Source organism: Streptomyces sp. NPDC001339 (genome assembly GCF_042895955.1).
GTDB lineage: Bacteria > Actinomycetota > Actinomycetes > Streptomycetales > Streptomycetaceae > Streptomyces.
Genome location: NZ_JBIAWT010000007.1, coordinates 544,552 through 565,708 on the forward strand (window position 1 = coordinate 544,552; position 21,157 = coordinate 565,708).

The following is a 21,157-nucleotide window of genomic DNA, read 5'->3' on the forward strand; positions in this document are numbered from 1 at the left end:
GGAGCGGGTCGAGTGACGGGGAGCGGGGCGGACGAGGGCGAGTGGGCTGGGGAGCGGGCCGTCACCCCGGACGCACGAATCCGCATTCGTACGCGGCGATCACCGCCTGGGTCCGGTCCCGCACCCCGAGCTTGGCCAGTACCCCCGCCACATGGGTCTTCACGGTGGCCGGGCCCACCCCCAGCCGGTCCGCTATCTCCGCGTTCGTCATGCCGGCGGTCATCAGCCGCAGCACCGCCCGCTCCCGCTCGGACAGCCGGGCCCGCAGCGCCCGCGCGGTGTCCTCCGCGGCCCGCCGCCCCGCGTGCTCGGCGGCCAGCCGGCGCACCGCCGCCGGGAACAGCAGCGAGTCACTGCGGGCCACCAGCCGTACGGCCTGGACCAGGTCCTCCGCCCCGGACCGCTTGAGCAGGAACCCGCTGGCGCCGGCGCGCAGCGCCTCATATACGTAGGCATCGTTCTCGAAGGTCGTCACGACGACGATGCGTGGCGGCCGGTCCATCCCCGTGAGCACCTGCTCGGTGGCCCGGATTCCGTCGATCTCCGGCATCCGCACATCCATCAGTACGACGTCGGGGCGCAGCGCCCGGATCAGCGGTACCGCCTCCGCACCGGTCGCCGCCTCGCCGACCACCTCCATATCGGCCTCGGCGCCCAGGATCGCGCGCAGCGCCGTACGCACCATCCGCTCGTCGTCGGCGAGGACGATCCGCAGCGGGCGGATCGTGTTGCCGCTGCTGCCGCTGCCGCTGCCGTCGCCGCTGCCGTTGCTGTCGCCGGACTCCGGGCGGTCGTCGTTCCGGTCCGTCATCGTGTCGCTGTCGCCTCTCCCGCCGTTCCACGTCCCGTGTCCGGTGCCGCTCCGGTGTCCTGTGCTGCCGCGGGCAGCGGCAGCCGGGCGGTCAGCCGCCATACGCCGTCCTGGGCGCCGGCTGTCGCCTCGCCACCCAGCAGCCGCGCCCGTTCGGCGATCCCGTGCAGCCCCCGGCCGCCGCCCGCACGGGCCGACGGTACGGGCATCGGGTCCTCACCGGACAGTGGCTCCTCACCGGACAGTGGCTCCTCACCGGACAGCGGGTCCTCACCGGACAGTGGGTCCCCACTGGACAGTGGACCCTCATCGGGCAGGCGGCTCTCACCGGGCAGCGGGTTCTCCAGCAGCAGCGTCAGCTCCCGCTCGTCCCGTCGCACACGGAGCCGTACCGGTATCGGCGGCGGCCCGGCGTGCCGCAGCGCGTTGCTCAGGCCCTCCTGCACGATCCGGTACGCCTCCCGCGACACCACCGGCGGCAGATCCGCCCACCGTCCCTCGACCGTCGCCCGCACCCTCACCCCCGCCGCACGGATCCGGTCCAGCAGTGCCTCCAGACCGTCGTCCAGGCCGGGCGCCGGTGCCGGCCGGCCGGTGCCGCCCTCCTCGCGCAACAGGCCCAGTACGGTATCGAGTTCGGCGACCGCCTCCCGGGTGGTGTCCTCGATGGCGGCCAGGGCCTGCCGGACGAACTCCGGGTCCGCGTCCAGCACCCGGCGGGCCGCGCTCGCCTGCAGCGTGACCGCGCTCAGCGCATGCCCCACCGCGTCGTGCAGCTCGCGGGCCAGCCGGTTACGGGTCGCCAGATCGGCGGCCCGGCGCTCGGCGGCGGCCAGCCGGTCGGCGGGCGTGGGGCCCAGCAGCACCGGGGCGCAACGGGCCAGCAGAGCCCCGGCCGCCCAGGCGGTGCCGACGACCAAGGCCAGCAGCCCCAGTCCGGCCAGGGGGCCGTACGCGAGGGGCAGCGCGTGCATCCAGTCCGGTGCGGCGCCCTGCAGCGGGTCCGACAGCGGCAACAGGATCAGCGCCACGGCGGCCGGCGGCGCGGACAGCGTCATCCCGCTGACGACCCCGCCGGCCAGCAGATGTGCCACGAACCACAGCGCGCTGCGCCGGCGGGCCGCCCACGAGAGGGCCGGCCCGTCCGCCAGCCGCTCCGCGGGCACCCCGCACAGCGACCGTACGGCCGTCGCCTCCAATGGCCGCAGCAGCGGGAACAGCAGCGCGGCCAGCGCGGCCGGCGGCAGTGCGCAACCGAAGGCGATGAACTGCCAGGGCGGCTCGCGCAGCGGGTCGACGCCGTCCACGAAAAACGGGATGGCGGCCGTGGCCAGCAGGTAGAACGGCATCAGCAGGGCGCCGCCCAGGATGAGATGGGCCCAGCGGCGGCCCATCATCCGGAGCCGCCCCCGCCCCCGCCGCCGGCCGGTCACGTGCAACTGCTCTCCACGAGTACTCCGACGAACATGTACACAGCGTAGGTCAGGCTCAGCGGCGGTATCGGCGCGGGCCCGGCGCGGTACGGTCCTCCGGCCCCGGTCCTCCAGTCTCCGGCCCCGGTCCTCCAGTCTCCGGCCCCGGTCCCGCCCACGCTCTTGGCGCGCTCTTGACCCTCCGTTCGGGCAGCCATAGAGTCCCGAATGTTCATGATCCGGAGCATCGTTCTCCGGGGCATCGTTCAGCGCGTCGGATGCCGCCCGGTGGGCGGTACAGCTCACCCTGCCCGAACCTGTCGGCACGGCATCGCCCGGGAGGAATGCGCGGTGGCAGCACCAGTCCGGAAGAACGAACCCCGACCCGGAAAGACTGGAAAGATCGGGAAGACCGGGAAGACCGGGAAGACCGGGAAGACCGGGAAGACCGGGAAGACCGGGAAGAACAAGACGCCGGAGCCGATCGCGGCAGACACCGTCTGCGGCACCCTCACCGTCCAGGGCCCCGTCCGTGTGCGTACCGCCGACCGCGCCGACTTGGCGGCCATCGCCGCCCTGCACACCGCCGCCCGCGCCGCGCACCACCGCGCCCGCTTTCCCGGCACCCCGTTCGACGAGCCGGCCGGCCACGCCCGCCGGTACGACGCCTGGGCCCGCGCGCTGGACCGCGACGACACGGCACTGCTGTGCGCGGTCCGGCACGGCACCGTCCTCGGCGCCGCTTGCTACCTCCCCGACGCCTCAGCGGTGCGGGAGAACCGTCCGCACGCCCGCCCCACCGTCACGCTCCACCAGCTCCACGTTGCCCCCGCCCACTGGGGCACCGGCATCGGCCACGCCCTGCACACCGCCTGCCTCCGCGGCTGGCACACCGCCGGCTTCACCCGGGCGGTCCTCGACGTCCGCTGGCACAACCACCGCGCCCGCGCCTTCTACCGCCGCCTCGGCTGGCGCCCCGATCCCGACCGCCGCCCCGTCCCCGACGCCACCCACCTCACCCTGACGCTCGACCTGCCCCAGGACGTTTCTTCCCAGGCGGTTCCTCCGCAGGACGTTTCTTCCCAGGACGTTTCTCTCCAGGACGTTCCTCCGCCGCCCGCCGGGCGATGAGCTGCAGCCGCTCCGCCTGCCGTCCGTTCAGCGTCACCACCGACCCCCTCCGCTCCGCCACCACCGAGAAGCCCGCGGCCCGCATCAGCCCCCGCAGCCGCTCCGGCGCATGGTGCCGGAACACCCCGCCGTCGGCCGTCTCGAACACCCCGGACGTCCCGTACCACTCCGCGAACCGCGCATAGCGCCCCTGGTTCAGCGGATCGCCCTGCAACGGCACATCGCTGAGATACAGCACCCCACCGGGCCGCACCAGCCGCCCCAGCTCCGCCACGATCGCCGACTGGTCCGCGTCCCCGGGTACACACGTGAGCACCGCGAACAGCAGCGCCGCATCGAAGGAGCCCTCCTCGAACGGCAGCGGAAACCCGGTCCAGCGCAGCAGATCCAGCTCCGGATGCTCCCGCCGCCCCCGCGCGATCAGCGCCGCGGAGACATCCACCCCGCGCACCTCGCGGTACCCCAGCCCGGCCAGCTCGGCGGTGAGCCTCCCGTAGCCGCAGCCGTAGTCCAGCACCCGCGCGGTCCGCGGGACGTACGCGTCCAGCAGCTCCGGATCGAGCGGGTGAGTGAACGTCTTGGCGGCCCCGGTCGTCTCCCAGAATCCGAGAAATCCCTGTGACGAGGTCATGCCCGCACGGTATGGCCGGCCGGGAGCCTGAAACCCTGCCGCCACTCGGAAAAGACGTGCCGCCACCTGGAGGGCGTACGCGAGCCTGGCGACGGTGTTGGCCGACAGCGCCGTACAGCGGGGCGCGATCACGCCCGCAGGCGTTCGTAGGACAGGTGAAGCCGGGGGCATACCCGACCCCGTAAGGCAGTCACCGGCCACTGCCCCCGTCAGCCGGGCCGAAACGCCATGGACGGGGGCGGCCCGGGCCGAGCACAGTGGGATCATGCAGCGACACGAGCCACTCGGCGGGGCCGAATTCGCGCCCGAGACCACCTACCTGAACTCCGCCTCCAGCGGACTGCTCCCGCGCCGCAGCGCCGCCGCACTGCGCGCGGCCATCGACGAATCCACCTCCTACGGCACCATGGGCCGCGACTACTTCGCCGCCGCCACCGCCTCCCGGGCCGCCTTCGCCCGCCTGCTGGGCCTTCCCGCCGAGCGCGTCGCCATCGGCAGCTCGGTCGCCGTACGGTCCGCGCTGATCGCCGCCTCCCTCCCGCCCGGCGCCGAAGTCCTCGCGCCCGAAGGCGACTTCAGCTCCCTCCTCAACCCCTTCGGCGCCCACCCCGGCGTCACGCTGCGCACCGTCCCCCTGGAAGCGCTCGCCGACGCGGTGGGCCCCGGTACCGCACTGGTCGCCTTCAGCGCCGTGCAGTCGCTGGACGGCCGGATCGCCGACCTCGCGGCGGTACGGGAGGCCGCGCGGGCCCACGGGGCGCGTACCTTCGTCGACGCCACCCAGGCCGCCGGCTGGCTGCCGCTGCGCGCCGCCGACTTCGACTACCTCGTTGCCGGCGCCTACAAGTGGCTGATGTGCCCGCGCGGGGCGACGTTCCTGGCGTTCGGTGGTGCGCATGGCACAGATGCCGACGGCACGGACGGCGGGGGCACGGATGCCGGCGGTACGGACGGCGGCGGTACGGGCGGCGAAGGGCCGCACTGGCCGGCTCCGTTGCATGCCGGCTGGGCTGCCGGGGAGGACCCCGGCGCGTCCAACTACGGCCTGATCACCCCGGCCGCCGGCGCGCGGCGCTTCGACGAACCGCCCGTCTTCCTCTCGTACGCCGGCGCCGAAGCGTCGCTCGCCCTCGTCGAGGAACTGGGCGTGGCCGCTGTCCACGACCACAACACCGCGCTCGCCGCGTACTACCGCGAGGGGCTGGCCGAACGCGGTCTGACGCCACGCCCCGCGCCCGGCTCGGCGATCGTCTCCACCCCGGGCCTCGTGGACGCCGCGGACCGGCTGGCCGAGGCGGGCGTACAGGTCTCGGTGCGCGGCGGACTGCTCCGCGCGGCCTTCCACCTCTACAACTCGACGGCGGACGTGGACCGGCTGCTGGCGCTCCTGGGGTAGCCGGTCGGGATGGCCGGCGCGCACCACGTACTCGGATCTCCGTACGCAGATCTCCGTACTCAGATCTCCCCGCGTGCCATCCGCATCAGCCGGTCCAGCACCGCCCCGTCGCTCACCCGCAGGCCGTCGTGCTCCCACTCGTTGGTCACCCACACCCGCAGCCCGCGGATGGCCTCGGCGGTGTGCAGCGAGTGCGCGGTGTCGACGTACATGTCGTCGAAGTACACCGCCGCGGCGGCCGGTACCTCATTGGCCGCCAGCCGCCCGGCGTCGTACAGATCCGGCCAGTCCGTCCGCTCCGCCAGCGCCTGCGCGGTCTCCTTCAGCGGGCGCAGCGCCGGGTCGGTGTCGAACAGCCACGGGTACATCATCTCGCCGGTGAAGTACACCGGCCCGTCACCCGCCAGCGCCGTATCCACGTCGAACGCGGCGTGCTCCGGCGTCAGTTGGTGCCGGACCCGCTGGGCCGCCCAGCGGGTGGGCCCCGGGTCCACCGAGCGCTGACCGTAGAGCGACTCGTGCAGCACCACGAACAACGGCGCGGCGGCATGGGAGAGATGGCCCTGTACGGCATGCAGGAACCCGTCCGCCGGCTCAGGCCCCGCCGGACCCGGCACCCAGGCCTCGGCGATCAGGTGGTGCAGGGTGTGCGAACCCGTGCCGCTGCCCAGCATCAGGCCCAGGGCCTGGAACGCCTCGGCGGTCAGCAACCCGCCGCCCGGCAGCCGTACGGTGTGCTCGCGCAGATGCTCCACGATCCGCCGCACCGCCGCCACGTCCTGCGGATACCGGGCGTAGTGCGCCGCGTTCTTGCGGGCGACCCGCGGATACGCCGCCCGGTAGACGTCCTCGGCGGTCGCCGTCAGTCCCGGCAGGCCGCCGGTGACATACGCCGCCGACAGGCCTTCCGGGGCGTGCGAAAGGTAGGAGACCGTACAGAAACCGCCGAAGCTCTGGCCCAGTACGCTCCACGGGCCGCCGTCCGGGACCAGTAGGCGGCGGAACAGTTCGGCGTCCCGGACGATCGAGTCGGCCCGGAAGTGCGCCAGGTACGCGGCCTGTTGCTCCGGTCCGCCGCGCAGCGGCAGGGTCTGGCGGTTCGCCGGGGCCGAGCGTCCGGTGCCGCGCTGGTCGAGCAGCAGCACCCGGTGGTTCTCCAGGGCCCGCTTCAGCCAGGACTCCTGCCCCACCGGACGCGGCGACGGGCACCCGGGGCCGCCCTGCAGGAACACCAGCCAGGGCAGCTCGGCGTCCTCCCGGCCCGCGGCCACCGCCTCCCGGCCGTACAGCGTCAGCCGCTCACCGCCCGGATCGTCGTGATCCAGCGGTGCCTCCAGCACATGGTCGGTCAGTACCACCCCGGGCAGCCGGTCGACAGCCATGACTCCTCGAACCCTCCTCGCACGACAGGGCGCGGCCGCCGCACGGACCCTGCCGTGCGCGACCGCGCCACCTGTACGACCGGCCCCCTGTGCCGAGGGCCCGGACGTCACCCCACCGGTCTGAAGTCCCGCGCGCCGACGAACTCCGGGCGCCGGACCGGAGCCGCGAACGGCTCCACCGCCGCATTCTCCACGCTGTTGAAGACGAGGAAGACGTTGCTGCGCGGGTACGGCGTGATGTTGTCGCCCGAGCCGTGCATCGCGTTGCAGTCGAACCAGGTCGCCGAACCGGCCTCACCCGTGAACAGCCGGATGCCGTACTCCGACGCCAGCTGGGTGAGCGCCTCGTCCGACGGCGTGCCCGCGTCCTGCATCCGCAGCGACTTCTTGTAGTTGTCCTTGGGCGTGGCGCCCGCGCAGCCCAGGAACGTCCGGTGCGAGCCCGGCATGATCATGAGCCCGCCGTTGGTGTCGTAGTTCCTGGTGAGCGCGATCGACACCGACACGGTGCGCATGTTCGCCAGACCGTCCTCCGCGTGCCAGGTCTCGAAGTCCGAGTGCCAGTAGAACCCGCTCGCACCGAAACCCGGCTTGATATTGATCCGGGACTGGTGGACGTAGACGTCCGAGCCCAGGATCTGCCGCGCCCGTCCGGCGATGCGCGGATCGGCCGCCAGCTCGGCGAACACCTCGCTGATCCGGTGCACCTCGAAGAGCGAGCGGATCTCCTTCGAGTGCGGTTCCACGATGGCGCGCTCGTTCTCCCGCATCGCGGGATCGTGGATCAGCCGCTCCAGCTCGGCACGGTGGACGGCCACCTCGTCCGGGCTGAGGAGCTGGTCGATCGCCAGGAACCCGTCCCGTTCGAACCCCGCCAGCTCCTCGGCGGTCACCGGCCCCGCTGCGCCCGGCTCGGACCACACCACGGGGTCCTTGCGCTCGATGAGCACCTCTTCGGTGCCCCGGGTCGGATACAGGTCGGCGGTGCGCTCGGGTGCGGTGGTCATGTGCTGCCTTCCTCTCCTCTCGTACGGAATCTGGCGTACGCGATCGATGCGTGAGGTGTTGAGGTGTCGTGGTGGTGAGGTGTGCTGTGTGCGTGCCTTTCTCGGCTGCCGGACGGGGCAGGCGGGTGACGGCCCGGACCGGCCGGACCGGTCGGAGGGTTCAGACCGCCGGCTCGGGCTCCGTGTCCGGCTCGGTCAGAAGCGGGTATACCCCGTTTTCGTCGTGGTCCTCGCGACCGGTGACCGGCGGGTTGAAGACGCACAGGCAGCGGAAGTCCTTCTTGATCCGCATGGTGTGCTTCTCGTGCCCGTCGAGCAGGTACATCACGCCGGGCGTGATGGTGTGCTTCTCGCCGGTCTCGTCATTGGTCAGCTCGGCCTCGCCCTCGGTGCAGACGACGGCCTCGATGTGGTTGGCGTACCACATGGAGGTCTCGGTGCCCGCGTAGAGCACGGTCTCGTGCAGCGAGAAGCCGACGCGCTCCTTGGCGAGGACGATGCGCTTGCTCTCCCACGTGCCGGACTTGGCCTTGACGTGGCGGTCGGTGCCTTCGATGTCCTGGAAGGATCGGACGATCACGGTGAGTCGGTGCCTTTCTGTGAAACGTTGTGGAGCTGTGCGGTGCGTCCCCGGGATGCTTCTCCGCTCCCGGGAGCCGAGCCGAGCCGGGCAGGGCCGGGCCGCGGTGCGGCTCAGGCGCAGTCGCGGACCGCGCGGCCGAGGACGCGCAGGCCCTCGTCCAGCTCCTCGGGGGTGGTCGTCAGGGCCGGCAGCAGCTTGACGACCTCGCTCTCCGGGCCGGAGGTCTCGATCAGCAGACCCAGCTCGAAGGCGCGCTTGGCGATCTTTCCGGCGAGGCTCTTGTCGTTGCACTCCAGGCCCCACACCAGACCGCGGCCGCGGTACTCGGCGAAGGTGTCCGGGTGCTCCTCGACGAGGGCCTTCAGGTGCGATTCGACGATCTCACCGCGGGCGAGGGTCTGCTTCTCCATCTGACCGTCGGCCCAGTAGGTGTCCAGCGCCGCGGCGGCGGTGACGAACGCCGGGTTGTTGCCGCGGAAGGTGCCGTTGTGCTCGCCGGGCTCCCAGATGTCCAGCTCGGGCTTGAACAGGGTGAGCGCGAGCGGCAGGCCGTAGCCGCTGATGGACTTCGAGACGGTGACGATGTCCGGCACGATGCCCGCCTCCTCGAAGGAGAAGAAGGCACCCGTACGGCCGCAGCCCATCTGGATGTCGTCGACGATCAGCAGCATGTCCTGCCGCTCGCAGAGCGCGGCCAGCGCGCGCAGCCACTCGGGGCGCGCCACGTTGATGCCGCCCTCGCCCTGGACCGTCTCGACGATCACGGCGGCGGGCTTGTTGAGGCCGGAGCCCTGGTCCTCCAGCAGCCGCTCGAACCACAGGAAGTCGGGGGTCTGCCCGTCCAGGTAGTGGTCGAACGGCATCGGGGTGCCGTGCACCAGCGGAATGCCGGCGCCGGCCCGCTTCATGGAGTTGCCGGTGACCGCGAGCGCGCCCAGCGACATGCCGTGGAAGGCGTTGGTGAAGGACACGATCGACTCGCGGCCCTTGACCTTACGGGCCAGCTTCAGCGCGGCCTCGACGGAGTTGGCGCCCGTCGGGCCCGGGAACATGACCTTGTAGGGCAGGTCGCGCGGCCGCAGGACGATGTTCTGCAGCGACTCCAGGAACGCCCGCTTGGCCGTGGTGGACATGTCCAGGCCGTGGGTGATGCCGTCCCGCTCGATGTAGTCGATCAGGGCGCGTTTGAGGACGGGGTTGTTGTGGCCGTAGTTGAGCGATCCGGCACCGGCGAAGAAGTCGAGGTAGGTGTGCCCGTCCTCGTCGGTCAGCCGGCTGCCCTGCGCGCGGTCGAAGACGGTGGGCCAGCCACGGCAGTAGCTGCGCACCTCCGACTCGATGGTCTCGAAGACGCTCAGATCGGGCTGGGTGATGGTCACAGCATGCTCCTGGGAGATGAGTGCGGGGATGCGGAAGTCTGTTCCGGGGCGCCAGGGTTCCGGAGCGCCGGGACGCCGGGGCGCTACTGCCCGGGGGCCGACGGTGTGAACGGGCCTATGAGGTGGAGCACCTCCGGCTCGTGGCCCTGCTCGGGGAACAGCCCCGCGTCGAAGAGCACCTCGCGTCTGACCGGCACCGAGTGCCGCTCGGCGAAGGACGCGAACAGCCGGTTGGACGCGGCGTTGTCGGGGGTGATGGTGGTTTCGACGAAGCGGATGTCCAGCTCGTCCATGGCGCGCAGGGTCAGCTCGTCGAGGAGCGCGGCGGCCAGCCCCTTGCCGCGGTGCGCGTCGTCGACGGCGATCTGCCAGACGACGAGGGTCTCCGGGCGCTCGGGGCGGATGTAGCCGGTGAGGAAGGCGGCCGGCTCGCCCTCCGGGTCGCGGGCGACGACGGAGGTGGCGGCGAAGTCGCGACACCACAGGAGGTAGCTGTACGACGAGTTGAGGTCCAGCGCCTTCGAGTCGCGGGCGATTCGCCAGATCGCGGTTCCGTCCGCCACTCGGGGGGTGTCGAGCTTGAAGCCCTCCGGCAATTCTCTGATATCGCTTCGGGCACGTGCATGGGCTGCTTGTGCGGCGGTCATGGAATTGAATTTACCCAGCGGAAAACGAAATTGCATCGCGGGCAGGGGTTACGTGAACGTGCGGAATGTGTTATCGCGCGGGCGCGCCCGGGTACGCGATCAGGTCGAAAAATCTCCCGATTTGCCCGGGAGGTTTGGTGTGAAACGGACACTCTGTGTGGTCGGTCACAGCTCCATAACGCCCGCGAGAAGCGTCCGAATTGCGGAACCTGATACTAGCGAAATCTTGGCGTTTGAGCTGTGGAAAAGCGGGCAGAAGAATACGGGAAGCTGCGCTTCCGGAGAATGGGGAATTCGCCCACAGAAGGACCTCGGAGACCGCCGGAAGCCCTATGGAAACCCGGGCAACGGGGCCCTGACAAGTCTATGGCGAGATCTGTAAGAACATACGGCGAGAATTGCGGGAACGCGGCAGGAACGTGACAGGAACGCCCCGGGAGCGCCGCGGGAATGTCCACGGTGAACCGCTCCCTCCACCCGCCCGGCCGCGCGTCCTAAAGTGCCTGTATGACGTCCATGAGTGAAGGTGCGGTGCTGCACCTCAAGGGGAGGGTCCTCGTCGGACCGGACGACGTGCGCGACGAGCTGTGGGTCGTGGACGGCCGGGTCACCTACGACCGGCCGGCCATGGCACGCGATGCCACCACGGTGCAGGGCTGGGTGCTGCCCGGCCTGGTCGACGCCCACTGCCACGTCGGCCTGGACGCCCATGGCCCGGTGGACGCCCCCACCAGCGAAAAACAGGCGCTCACCGACCGTGACGCCGGCGCCCTGCTGATCCGCGACGCCGGATCCCCCTCCGACACCCGCTGGATCGACGACCGCGCGGACCTCCCGCGGATCATCCGCGCCGGCCGCCACATCGCCCGGACCAAGCGCTACATCCGCAACTACGCCCATGAGGTCGAACCCGAGGACCTTGTCGCCTACGTCGCCCAGGAGGCCCGCCGCGGCGACGGCTGGGTCAAACTCGTCGGCGACTGGATCGACCGCTCCACCGGCGACCTCTCCGCCTGCTGGCCCCGCGGCGCCGTCGAGGCCGCCATCGCCGAGGCGCACCGGCTCGGCGCGCGGGTCACCGCCCACTGTTTCGCCGAGGAGACCCTCGCCCCGCTCGTCGAGGCCGGCATCGACTGCATCGAGCACGCCACCGGACTCACCGAGGACACCATTCCGCTGTTCGCCGAGCGCGGCGTCGCCATCGTCCCCACCCTCGTCAACATCGCCACCTTCCCGCAACTCGCGGACGGCGGCGCGGCGAAGTATCCGCGCTGGGCGGACCATATGCGCCGCCTCCACGCCCGCCGCTACGACACCGTACGGGCCGCCTACGACGCCGGCGTGCCCGTCTTCGCCGGGACCGACGCCGGTGGCTCCCTGGCCCACGGCCTGGTCGCGGACGAGGTCGTCGAACTGACCAGGGCCGGACTGCCCGCCGTCGCCGCCCTCTCCGCCACCACCTGGGGCGCCCGGGACTGGCTCGGCCGCCCCGGCCTCACCGAGGGCGCCCCCGCCGACCTGGTGGTCTACGAGAGCGATCCGCGCGCCGACGTCCGCGTCCTCGCGGCACCGCGGCGGGTGGTTCTGCGGGGGCGGGTCGTCGGCTGAGCTGAGGGGCGGGAATACCCGCCCTGCTCCTCGTCGTTGTGGACCCGCAGGGGGCCCTCGCGACCCTTAGGGGATCTGTTCGACCGCCCCCTAAGGGTCCCCGCGGGTCGCCCCTCCTGGGGTCCTGTCCTGGGGTCCCGTCCCGGGGTCCTGCCCCCGTAGGCCCCTACCCCCGGTCCGCCTCCGCCGCCCGCAGGAGTGCGTCGACCAGACCCGGGAACCGTTCCTCGAGGTCCGCGCGGCGCAGCGAGATGTAGCGCTCCCGGCCGATCCGGCGGGTGTGCGTCCAGCCCGCCGTCCGCAGGATCCGGAAGTGGTACGAGCCGGTGGCGCGGGTGACCGGCAGTTCGATGTCCCCGCAGCCGGCCTCGCCGTCCGTGGCCAGCCGCCGGACGATCTCCCGGCGCAGCGGATCGCTGAACGCCTGCAGCAGCTCGCCGAGGCGGATCCGGTCGGTCTCCGGCTGGTCGGCGTCGGCCGGTGGGGACGAGGCGGGTGGCTCGGGGGTGGGCGGGGCCGTGGGCCGTCGTTCCGTAGGGGGCATTGTTCGAGAACTCTCTAACTGGGTGCTAACGTCCTGATCGTCACCACGTTTCGACGATCCTCTAAGCATTCTCCCCGAGGCCGCCATGACCGACACCCCCGGCACCCCGCTGCGCACCCTCTTCTGCATCGGCGTGACCCAGGACTTCTTCGCCGCCGACGACGCCACCCGTGCCTCCGTCGCCGCCGCCCTCCCGCCCGCCTTCGAGCGCCTCGCCGAACGCTTCGGCGCGCAGGTGCTCGGCACCATGGACGACGACCAGCTGATGGTCGGCGCCTCCACCGCGTGGCCCTGGACGTCGTACCTCCTCGCCGACGTCCCCGACCTGGACACCGTCTCCCGGATCTGCGGCATCGTCCGCGACACCGAAGTGGGCGACGGCCGGCTCTGGCGCTATCTGCGCATCGAGGCCAGGGTCGGCCGCCCGCTGTTCTTCGGCACCGCCTGATCCCTGTCTGATCCCCGTCTGATCTCCGACTCCCCGTCCAGACCTGATCTCCGACTCCTCGTCCAGAAAGGCCCGCACGTGCTCGACACCGGCCTCGCCGGCCGCACCGTACTGATCACCGGCAGCGCCCAGGGGCTCGGCGCCGCAATCGTCCGCGCCTTCCTCGCCGAAGGCGCGTACATCGCCGCCCTCGACATCGACGAGACCGCCAACCACGAGCTGGCCGCCGCCCTCGACCCCGGAGGCGCACGCGTCCTGCCGGTCCGTGCCGATCTGTCCGACCCCGCGGCGATCGATGCCGCGTACGAGGAGATCCAGGCCTGGCGCCCGGTCGACGTCCTCGTCAACAACGCCGCCCGGCCGCTCGCCAAGGCGCTCTGGGAGACCACCCCCGAGGAGTGGGACGAGGTCTTCGCGGTCAATCTGCGCGCTGTCTTCCTCCTCACCCGCGCCGTCGCCGCCGGTATGCGCGACCGCGGCTTCGGACGCGTCGTCAACATGGCCTCCATCGCCGGGCAGACGCCCCGTCCCACCGGTGCCGCCTACGGCACGGCCAAGGCCGGACTGCTCGCGCTCACCCGGGTCTTCGCCGCCGAACTCGCTCCGTACGGCATCACGGTGAACGCGGTCGCCCCCGCCATGATCGATACGCCCATGGTCCGCTCGGTCGCCCCGGACACGCTCGCGGCTCTCACCGCCCAGGTCCCGCTCGGCCGGATCGCCGCTCCGGAGGAGGTGGCCCGGGTCGCGGTCTTCCTGGCCTCACGGGAATCGTTCGTCACCGGCGCCACCTACGACGTCAACGGGGGAGCCCTGATGAGGTGACGGCCCGCCCGTGCGGTGGGGTGGCCGTGGGGTGGGGCGCTCGTGCGGTGGGGTGGTCGTGCGGTGGGGGCTGTGGTCGGAGAGGCGGGCCGCGCCACGGGAATCGAATGCAGACGCGAAACTCACCCTTTGGGGTGAACTGACCTCACGTGGCTGCCCGTTCACCCTCGGTACGGACACGATGTGCGGGTCGAGGTCGTCGGCCCGCGTGATGTCCCCCATTGGCGCGGCCGGCGGCTCCACTTCTCTCGTGGGGGTTCCACACACGTGTCCAGCAGCTCCACCACCTCCTACGGCATGTCCAGGCGTCTCGCCACGGCCGTCGTCGCCACGGCGCTCACGGCCGGCCCCGCCGTCCTGCTCGGTGCCGCGCCCGCCCATGCCGCCGGAGACCACGGCCCGGCCGCCGGCACCGCCGACGCGGTCGTGCTGCGTGCCGGCCTGAACGTCGGCCTGCTCAACAAGACGCTCGACGTCCCGCTGAACGTCGCCCTCAACGACGTGCACGCCCCGGCCACCGCCGCCAAGACCACGCTCACCGCCAAGCTCGACGGCGTCGAGCAGGGCAAGCCGTTCACCGTGCTGCGCGCCGATGTCGCCACCGCCCGCGCCGCCGCCCACCGCGGCCGGAACGAGGGCTACGCCAACCTGGTCAACGCCAAGGTGCACCTGCCCGGCCTGCCGCTGCTGTCGCTGATCGAGGTCCAGCAGGTCACCGCCAAAGCGGTGTGCGAGGCCGGCGGCCGGACGCGCGCCGAGTCCAATGTGCTCGGCGATGTCCATGTCCTGGGCAAGAAGGTGACGCTCACGGCGGGCGGCACGACGGAGGTCAAGGTCCCCGGCGTGGGCGAGGTGCGGCTCGACCTGTCCAAGAAGAGCCACACGTCCAAGAGTGCCGCGGCCACCGCGCTCGAACTGAACGTCTCGGTCAATCCGTTGAAGCTGAACGTCGCCGATGTACGGGGCAAGGTCACCCTCGCCGAGGCGAAGTGCACCACGCCGCACGGCAACCCGCCCGACGACAACGGTTCCGGAGGCGCGTCGGGCGGCGCTTCCGGTGGCAGCTCCGGGGGCGGTACCACCGGTGGCGACACAGGCGGTACGGGCGGCACAGGCGGTACGGGCGGTAGCGGAGGGTCCGGCGGTGGCGACAAGCCCGCCGGGGGCGGCACCCATGTGAGCCAGTCCGGCTCCCGGACCGACACCGAGAACCTCGCGGAGACCGGCAGCAGTTCGGCCACCCCGTACCTCGCCGGCGGCGCGGCCCTGCTGATCGCCGCGGGTGCCGGAGCGACGGTCTACACCCGTCGGCGGCGCGCCGGCGCCCAGCAGGGCGGCCGCGACTGACCGACCCGTACTCCGTACCTCGTGCCGGTGCTGTGGGGGCGCCGCGTATGGGGTGCGGCCCGGGGTGCGCCGTATCGGCTTCACGCGGTCCGTGCGGCGCACCCCGCCCCCCTCGCCGGGTCCTCGGAGCACGTGGAGCGACAGGGCCCGGCGAGGCGCGGTGGCGAACTCCCGCCGGGGTCAGGGCGTCGGGGTGTCAGGACCTCAGGGTGCCGGGGCGATGACGTCGGCCAGAGCCGCCATCAGGCGGTCCGTGGTGGCGCGGTCGCGGACCGCGAGGCGGAGCCAGTCGGGGCCGAGGCCGGGGAAGGTGTCGCCGCGGCGGACCGCGAAACCCCGGGCACGCAGTGCGGTACGGACGTCCGCCGCGCCCTTCAGCCGGATCAGGACGAAGGGCCCCGCCGCCGGACCGGCCGCCCGGATCTGCCCGAACTCGCCCAGCCGGGCCAGCAGATGAGCCCGGTCGACGGCGATCTCCTCGGCCGCCTCGGCCGCCTCCGCCAGCGCCGCGGGCGCACTGCACGCCTCGGCGGCGGCCAGCGCGGGGCTGGAGACCGGCCACAGTGGCTGGGCCCGCTGGAGGGCGGCCACGGTGTCCGGGGCGGCCAGCAGGTAGCCGATACGGAGCCCGGCCAGCCCCCAGGTCTTGGTGAGGCTGCGCAGCACGATCAGGCCCGGCAGATCCGTGCGCCCCGCCAGCGACTCCCGCTCGCCGGGCACCGCGTCCATGAACGCCTCGTCCACCACCAACATCCGGCCGGGGCGGGCAAGTTGGGCCAGTACGTCGGCGGGGTGCAGCACGGACGTCGGGTTGGTGGGGTTGCCGACGACGACGAGGTCGGCGTCCTCGGGCACCGCGCGCGGATCCAGCCGGAAGCCGTCCCGCTCGGTGAGCAGCACCCGTCCGACCGTGTGTCCGGCGTCCCGCAGCGCCGCCTCCGGCTCGGTGAACTGGGGATGGACGACGACCGGCCGACGAGCCCCCGAGGCGCGGGCGATCAGGACGAAGGCCTCCGCGGCCCCCGACGTCAGCAGCACCCGCTCCGCCGGCAGACCGTGCCGCCCGGCGACCGCGGCCCGTGCCGTCCGGTCGTCCGGGTACGCGGCGAGACCGTCCAGCGAGGCGGCGATCCGCTCCTTGAGCCAGGCGGGGGGAGTGCCGGCGCGGACGTTGACCGCCAGGTCTGTCAGGTGTGTCGGGTCTGTCAGGCCGGTCCGGCCGGCCGGACCGGTGGGCACGGCCTGCGCGTCACGTACCTCGGCGTCGCCGTGGTGCCGCAGATCCGGCTCGTGGTGCGCCGGCCCGGCAGGCTCGTGCCGGGCGGGGGGTGAGGTCACAGGGTCTCCTTGGTGCCGGGCGGTGGCGCGGGCGTCCGGGGTGCGGCGAGCGCGCAGGTCGCCCGGGCCGGCCGCCCCGGGCGCGCTGACGTCCGCTTGCCCGCGACCAGTTCCGCGCCCGGGCCCGCGGCCAGCAGGGCGGCCGCCTCCGCGACGCTCGGCGTCCCGACCGCGTCGGCCGCGGCGGCGGAGGGCCGGGGCACCCGTACGGCCGCCAGCGCCGCGGCCGGGAACGCCCGCAGCGGTACGCCGAGCCGCCGGGCCGCCCCGGCCAGGCCCGGCTCGCCGGCCTTGGCCGTCACCGTCGCCAGGGCCGCGATCGGCCGGGTGGCGCACCCGGCCGCCGTGAGCGCGGCGGTGATCAGGTCCAGTACCTCGGACTCCGTGACGCCCGGGCGGGCGCCCACACCGACGCTCAGTGGCGCGGTGGCGGGGCCGCCGGTCATCGGGCGGTGCCCTGAACCGCCGCGGCCCGCGCGGCGCCCGCCACCAGCCGGACCGCCAGGGACGGCTCCGCGGCCCAGTGCACATGGAGGTACGAGGCGTGCACCCCGCCGGCCGCGAAGCCCTCCACCCGCCGTGCGGGGTGGGTCAGGCCCCAGGCCGGCTCCGGGCCGGCGCCCGGCTCCAGTACCGTCCGGTGGAACTCGTGGCCGCGCACCCGCGTCCCGGCCGCGGCCAGCGCGTTGTCGCCGAGCGCCACCGCCTCCCGGTAGCCGAGGGTGAGCCGTTCGGTCATCCGTGCCTCGGCGGGCAGCACTCCGCACATCGGCTTCCCGTCGAGCGCACGGGAGAGGTACAGCAGCCCGGCGCACTCCGCGGCGACCGGGGCGCCGGAGGCGGCCAGCCGGGCCACCGCCGCGCGCAGCGGCGCGTTCGCCGACAGCTCCGGTGCGTACACCTCGGGGAAGCCGCCGCCGATCACCAACCCCTGGGTTCCGGGCGGCAGTTCCTCGTCCCGGAGCGGGTCGAAGGGGACCACTTCGGCGCCGGCGGCGGTCAGCAGCTCGGTGTGTTCGGCGTACGAGAACGTGAACGCGGCGCCGCCGGCGACCGCGATCAGTGGCTGTCCGGGAACCGTTGTCCCGGCCGTACCAGGTATCCCGGCCGTACCGGGAGCGGCTCCCGCGAACAGCGCCGCCGCCGGGTCCCACGGTGCGTCCGGCAGCTCCGGTACGGAACGGGCCAGCGCCAGCAGTGCGTCGAGATCGCAGCCCGCGCGGACGCGTGCGGCCAGCTCCCGTACCGACTCCAGGGCCTCGGCCCGCCGTTCGGCGACCGGCACCAGGCCCAGATGGCGGGACGGCGTACCGGCGAGCCCGTCACGGCGCAGCACGCCGAGCACCGGCACCCCGGACGAGCCCATCGCCTCCCGCAGCAGCGCCTCATGACGGTCCGAGCCGACCTTGTTGAGGATCACCCCGGCCAGCCGCACCTCCGGGTCCCAGGACGCGAAGCCGTGCACCAGCGCGGCCACCGACCGGGACTGCGCGGACGCGTCCACCACCAGCACCACCGGCGCCCGCAGCACCTTCGCCACCTGGGCCGTCGACGACAGCTCGCCCATGCCGGAAGCGCCGTCGAACAGCCCCATCACGCCCTCGACGACCGCGAGATCCGCACCCGCCGCACCGTGCCGGAACAGCGGCGCGATCCGGCCGGGGCCGCAGAGATAGGCGTCCAGGTTGCGGCCGGGGCGGCCGGTGGCCAGGGAGTGGTAGCCCGGATCGATGTAGTCCGGGCCCACCTTGTGCGGTGAGACCGTCAGCCCGGCCTCGGTGAACGCGGCCATCAGCCCGGTGGCGACGGTCGTCTTGCCGCTGCCGGAGGCCGGGGCAGCGATGACCAGACGGGGCGTGCTCACCGGGCGCTCACCACTCGATACCCCGCTGGCCCTTCTGGCCGGCGTCCATCGGGTGCTTGACCTTGGACATGTCGGTGACCAGATCGGCGGCGTCCAGCAGCGGCTGCGGCGCGTTGCGGCCGGTGATGACGACGTGCTGGGTGCCCGGACGATCGCGCAGCACCGACACCACCTCGTCGGTGTCCACCCAGCCCCAGTGCATCGGGTACGCGAACTCGTCCAGCACGTACAGCTTGTACGTCTCCTCGGCCAGGCAGCGCTTGACCTGCTCCCAGCCCTCGCGCGCCTTCTCCTCGTTGGACATCTCGCCGTCGCGCTGGATCCAGGACCAGCCCTCGCCCATCTTGTGCCAGTCGACGGTTCCGCCCTCGCCGGAGGCGCCCAGGACCTTCAGCGCGTTCTCCTCGCCGACCTTCCACTTCGCCGACTTGACGAACTGGAACACCCCGATCGGCCAGCCCTGGTTCCAGGCCCGCAGCGCCAGCCCGAAGGCGGCGGTCGACTTGCCCTTGCCGATACCGGTGTGGACGAGCACCAGCGGGCGGTTGCGGCGCTGGCGCGTGGTGAGCCCGTCTTCCGGGATGACGCTCGGCTGTCCTTGTGGCATTACGCGGCCCTCCGTGTCGTCGGTGTCGTCGCCCGTGTCATGTGTGCCGTACGTGTCGTGTGTGCCGTCCGTACGTCGCGTACGAGCGCGGAGACGCTGTCCGCGCGCAGCTCTTCGAGGGTGACGGCGGTGCCCCGCAGCTCCCGGGCCAGCTCGCCGGCCAGGCCCAGCCGTACGGGGCCGGCCTCGCAGTCCACGACCACCGAGGCGATGCCGTCGGCGGCCAGCAGCCGGGCCGAGCGATGCGCCCGGACCACCGGCTCCGGGCCACCCGTGGCCCGCCCGTCCGTCACCACCACCAGCAGGGGGCGGCGCGACGGATCCCGCATCCGCTCCACCCTCAGCACCTCATGGGCCCGCAGCAGGCCCGCGGACAGGGGCGTGCGGCCGCCGGTCGGCAGCTGCTCCAGCCGCGCCGCCCCGGCCTCGACGGAGGACGTCGGCGGCAGCGTCAACTGGGCGTCGGCGCCCCGGAAGGTGATCATGCCGATCTTGTCGCGTCGCTGGTAGGCGTCCAGCAGGAGGGAGAGCACCGCGCCCTTGACCGCGCTCATCCGCTTCCGTGCCGCCATCGAGCCGGATGCGTCCACGACGAACAGCACGAGATTGCCCTCACGGCCCTCGCGTACCGCCTCGCGCAGGTCGTCCCGGCGTATGAGCAGGCCGGTGCCCCGCCGTCCGCGGGCCCGCTGGTGCGGTGCGGCGGCCTGCACGGTGGCGGCCAGGTGCAGCTTGCCCAGGGTGCCGTGGGGGCGCCGGGCACCGGTCGTCCGGCCGTGCGCGGTCCGGGCGCGGGAGCGGCGGCCGTCGGCGCCCTCGCCGAGGCCGGGGACGTCGAGGCGGCGGGTCCGGAACGGTTCGGCGGCCCCGACCGCGGGCTTCTCGCCGGCCGCGCCGCCCTGGGGCTGGGGCTGGGGCTGGGCGTCGGGCTCGGGCTCATCGGGAGCCTGCGGGTCGGTCTGGCCGGTCTCCCGGTCCTGCTGGTGGGGCAGTTCGGGGCCCGGCGGGGGCCCGTCCGGCCCGCCCTCCTGCGGGGGCTGCCCGCCGCCCGGGCCGCCCCCGTCGGGGCCGCCGTCCGGACCGTCCGGCTCCGGATCGTCGTCGCCGTCCGTGTGCTCGTCCGCGGGCTCGTCCGCGCCGAACTCCTCCAGGACCTGGTCCAGTTTGTCTTCGTCGAGGCCGGGGGCGTCGAAGGGGTTGCGGCGCCGGCGGTGCGGCAGTGCCAGCAGCGCGGCCTGCCGGACGTCCTCCTCCAGGACGTCGGTGCGGCCCGCCCACGCCGCCAGCGCGGTGGCGGTGCGGGCCATCACGATGTCCGCGCGCATCCCGTCCACCTCGAACGCCGCACAGGTCGCCGCGATCTGCCGCAGTGCCCGGTCGCCCAGCACCACATCCGGCAGCAACTCCCGTGCCGCCGCGATGCGTTGCCGCAGCTCCTCTTCCTCGGCCGCCCAGCGCGCCGCGAAGCCGGCCGGATCGGCGTCGTACCCCAGCCTCCGCCGGACCACCTCCACCCGCTGCTCCGGCTCCCGCGAGGCCGCGACCTCGACCGTCAGCCCGAAGCGGTCCAGCAACTGCGGCCGCAGTTCGCCCTCTTCGGGGTTCATGGTGCCGACGAGGAGGAAGCGCGCGGCGTGCCGTACGGAGACGCCCTCGCGCTCGACGTACGAGGCGCCCATGGCGGCGGCGTCGAGCAGCAGGTCCACCAGGTGGTCGTGCAAGAGGTTGACCTCGTCGACGTACAGGATGCCGCGGTGGGCGTCGGCCAGCAGACCCGGTTCGAAGGCCTTCACGCCCTCGGACAGGGCCCGTTCGATGTCCAGCGCGCCGACCAGCCGGTCCTCGGAGGCGCCGACGGGCAGTTCGACCATACGGGTCGGGCGGGACTCGGCGGCGCCCGGCCCGTGCGGCCCGTCGGGGCAGCCGGGGTCGGGCGCGGCGGGCGCGCAGGCGAAGCGGCAGCCGCCGATCACGTCCACGGTCGGCATCAGCGCCGCCAGTGCCCGTACTGCGGTCGACTTGGCGGTCCCTTTCTCGCCGCGGACCAGCACCCCGCCGACCGCGGGGCTCACCGCGTTCAGCAGCAGTGCCAGCCGTAGATCGGTCATGCCGACGACGGCCGTGAAGGGGTACTGCGGGGTGGTCGTGTTGTGCGCGGTTGTCATGCTGTTTCGTCCTCCACGTCGCCGTCGGCTCC

General features: G+C 73.0%; 20 protein-coding genes. 6 read left to right on the forward strand and 14 right to left on the reverse strand.

Going from position 1 to position 21,157, the window contains the following annotated elements; all coding sequences use genetic code 11:
- Positions 1 to 61: 61 nt before the first annotated feature.
- On the reverse strand, positions 62 to 811 hold the full coding sequence (locus ACFY12_RS23260; RefSeq protein WP_390717767.1) for a response regulator: 750 nt from the start codon (positions 809 to 811) through the stop codon (positions 62 to 64).
- Positions 808 to 2,205 carry a sensor histidine kinase gene (locus ACFY12_RS23265; protein ID WP_390717871.1) on the reverse strand — a complete coding sequence of 466 codons (1,398 nt, stop codon included), beginning with the start codon at positions 2,203 to 2,205 and terminating at the stop codon, positions 808 to 810. The genes ACFY12_RS23260 and ACFY12_RS23265 overlap by 4 nt, the downstream gene beginning before the upstream one ends.
- A 369-nt stretch (positions 2,206 to 2,574) precedes the next feature.
- On the opposite strand from ACFY12_RS23265, the gene ACFY12_RS23270 reads away from it, so the two are divergent.
- Entirely contained in the window at positions 2,575 to 3,354 is a 780-nt protein-coding gene (locus ACFY12_RS23270; RefSeq protein WP_390717768.1) for a GNAT family N-acetyltransferase, read from the forward strand.
- Here ACFY12_RS23270 and ACFY12_RS23275 read toward each other — a convergent pair.
- Positions 3,239 to 3,985: a class I SAM-dependent methyltransferase gene (locus ACFY12_RS23275; RefSeq protein WP_390717769.1), complete on the reverse strand. Its 747-nt coding sequence runs from the start codon at positions 3,983 to 3,985 to the stop codon at positions 3,239 to 3,241. The two genes, ACFY12_RS23270 and ACFY12_RS23275, sit on opposite strands and share 116 nt — an antisense overlap.
- 265 nt (positions 3,986 to 4,250) lie before the next feature.
- Between ACFY12_RS23275 and ACFY12_RS23280 the strand changes: the two genes are divergently transcribed.
- Positions 4,251 to 5,381, forward strand: a complete 1,131-nt coding sequence (locus ACFY12_RS23280; RefSeq protein ID WP_390717770.1) for an aminotransferase class V-fold PLP-dependent enzyme — start codon at positions 4,251 to 4,253, stop codon at positions 5,379 to 5,381.
- Between the two features lie 59 nt (positions 5,382 to 5,440).
- On the opposite strand, the gene ACFY12_RS23285 is transcribed toward ACFY12_RS23280, so the two are convergent.
- From ACFY12_RS23285 to ectA, 5 genes are all read right to left on the reverse strand, one after another.
- Positions 5,441 to 6,763, reverse strand: coding sequence for an alpha/beta fold hydrolase (locus ACFY12_RS23285; RefSeq protein ID WP_390717771.1), 1,323 nt, complete (start codon positions 6,761 to 6,763; stop codon positions 5,441 to 5,443).
- A 107-nt stretch (positions 6,764 to 6,870) separates the two neighbouring features.
- Positions 6,871 to 7,770, reverse strand: coding sequence for an ectoine hydroxylase (gene thpD / locus ACFY12_RS23290; protein WP_390717772.1), 900 nt, complete (start codon positions 7,768 to 7,770; stop codon positions 6,871 to 6,873).
- A gap of 160 nt (positions 7,771 to 7,930) precedes the next feature.
- Entirely contained in the window at positions 7,931 to 8,350 is a 420-nt protein-coding gene (locus tag ACFY12_RS23295; RefSeq protein WP_390717773.1) for an ectoine synthase, read from the reverse strand.
- Positions 8,351 to 8,463: 113 nt separating this feature from the next.
- Complete coding sequence (ectB, locus tag ACFY12_RS23300) at positions 8,464 to 9,732, reverse strand: diaminobutyrate--2-oxoglutarate transaminase (RefSeq protein ID WP_390717774.1); 1,269 nt, start codon at positions 9,730 to 9,732, stop codon at positions 8,464 to 8,466.
- A gap of 83 nt (positions 9,733 to 9,815) precedes the next feature.
- A complete protein-coding gene (gene ectA / locus ACFY12_RS23305; protein ID WP_390717775.1) occupies positions 9,816 to 10,379 on the reverse strand; it encodes a diaminobutyrate acetyltransferase in 564 nt (187 codons plus the stop codon).
- A 516-nt stretch (positions 10,380 to 10,895) separates the two neighbouring features.
- Between ectA and ACFY12_RS23310 the strand changes: the two genes are divergently transcribed.
- Positions 10,896 to 11,987 (forward strand): amidohydrolase family protein, encoded by a 1,092-nt coding sequence (locus tag ACFY12_RS23310; protein WP_390717872.1) that lies wholly within the window; start codon positions 10,896 to 10,898, stop codon positions 11,985 to 11,987.
- A gap of 166 nt (positions 11,988 to 12,153) precedes the next feature.
- Here the strand turns inward: ACFY12_RS23310 and ACFY12_RS23315 are convergent, their stop codons facing one another.
- A complete protein-coding gene (locus ACFY12_RS23315; RefSeq protein ID WP_390717776.1) occupies positions 12,154 to 12,531 on the reverse strand; it encodes an ArsR/SmtB family transcription factor in 378 nt (125 codons plus the stop codon).
- Positions 12,532 to 12,616: 85 nt separating this feature from the next.
- Here ACFY12_RS23315 and ACFY12_RS23320 point away from each other — a divergent pair, with 85 nt between their 5' ends.
- The 3 genes from ACFY12_RS23320 to ACFY12_RS23330 all read left to right on the forward strand — a co-directional run bounded on the left by ACFY12_RS23320 (position 12,617) and on the right by ACFY12_RS23330 (position 15,151).
- Complete coding sequence (locus ACFY12_RS23320; protein ID WP_390717777.1) at positions 12,617 to 12,979, forward strand: hypothetical protein; 363 nt, start codon at positions 12,617 to 12,619, stop codon at positions 12,977 to 12,979.
- Between the two features lie 78 nt (positions 12,980 to 13,057).
- Positions 13,058 to 13,804 (forward strand): SDR family NAD(P)-dependent oxidoreductase, encoded by a 747-nt coding sequence (locus tag ACFY12_RS23325; RefSeq protein WP_390717778.1) that lies wholly within the window; start codon positions 13,058 to 13,060, stop codon positions 13,802 to 13,804.
- A 297-nt stretch (positions 13,805 to 14,101) separates the two neighbouring features.
- Positions 14,102 to 15,151: an SCO1860 family LAETG-anchored protein gene (locus ACFY12_RS23330; protein ID WP_390717873.1), complete on the forward strand. Its 1,050-nt coding sequence runs from the start codon at positions 14,102 to 14,104 to the stop codon at positions 15,149 to 15,151.
- 204 nt (positions 15,152 to 15,355) lie between these two features.
- Here ACFY12_RS23330 and cobC read toward each other — a convergent pair whose 3' ends face one another.
- From cobC to ACFY12_RS23355, 5 genes are read right to left on the reverse strand one after another with little or no spacing between them, the layout of a single operon-like run.
- On the reverse strand, positions 15,356 to 16,489 hold the full coding sequence (gene cobC, locus ACFY12_RS23335) for an Rv2231c family pyridoxal phosphate-dependent protein CobC (protein WP_390717779.1): 1,134 nt from the start codon (positions 16,487 to 16,489) through the stop codon (positions 15,356 to 15,358).
- Positions 16,486 to 16,935 carry a cobalamin biosynthesis protein gene (locus ACFY12_RS23340; protein WP_390717780.1) on the reverse strand — a complete coding sequence of 150 codons (450 nt, stop codon included), beginning with the start codon at positions 16,933 to 16,935 and terminating at the stop codon, positions 16,486 to 16,488. Before ACFY12_RS23340 ends, cobC begins: the two co-directional genes overlap by 4 nt.
- On the reverse strand, positions 16,932 to 18,353 hold the full coding sequence (locus ACFY12_RS23345; RefSeq protein WP_390717781.1) for a cobyrinate a,c-diamide synthase: 1,422 nt from the start codon (positions 18,351 to 18,353) through the stop codon (positions 16,932 to 16,934). The genes ACFY12_RS23340 and ACFY12_RS23345 overlap by 4 nt, the downstream gene beginning before the upstream one ends.
- A 7-nt stretch (positions 18,354 to 18,360) precedes the next feature.
- Positions 18,361 to 18,960 (reverse strand): cob(I)yrinic acid a,c-diamide adenosyltransferase, encoded by a 600-nt coding sequence (cobO, locus tag ACFY12_RS23350; protein WP_390717782.1) that lies wholly within the window; start codon positions 18,958 to 18,960, stop codon positions 18,361 to 18,363.
- Positions 18,960 to 21,125, reverse strand: a complete 2,166-nt coding sequence (locus ACFY12_RS23355) for a putative cobaltochelatase (RefSeq protein ID WP_390717783.1) — start codon at positions 21,123 to 21,125, stop codon at positions 18,960 to 18,962. The genes cobO and ACFY12_RS23355 overlap by 1 nt, the downstream gene beginning before the upstream one ends.
- Positions 21,126 to 21,157 lie beyond the last annotated feature (32 nt).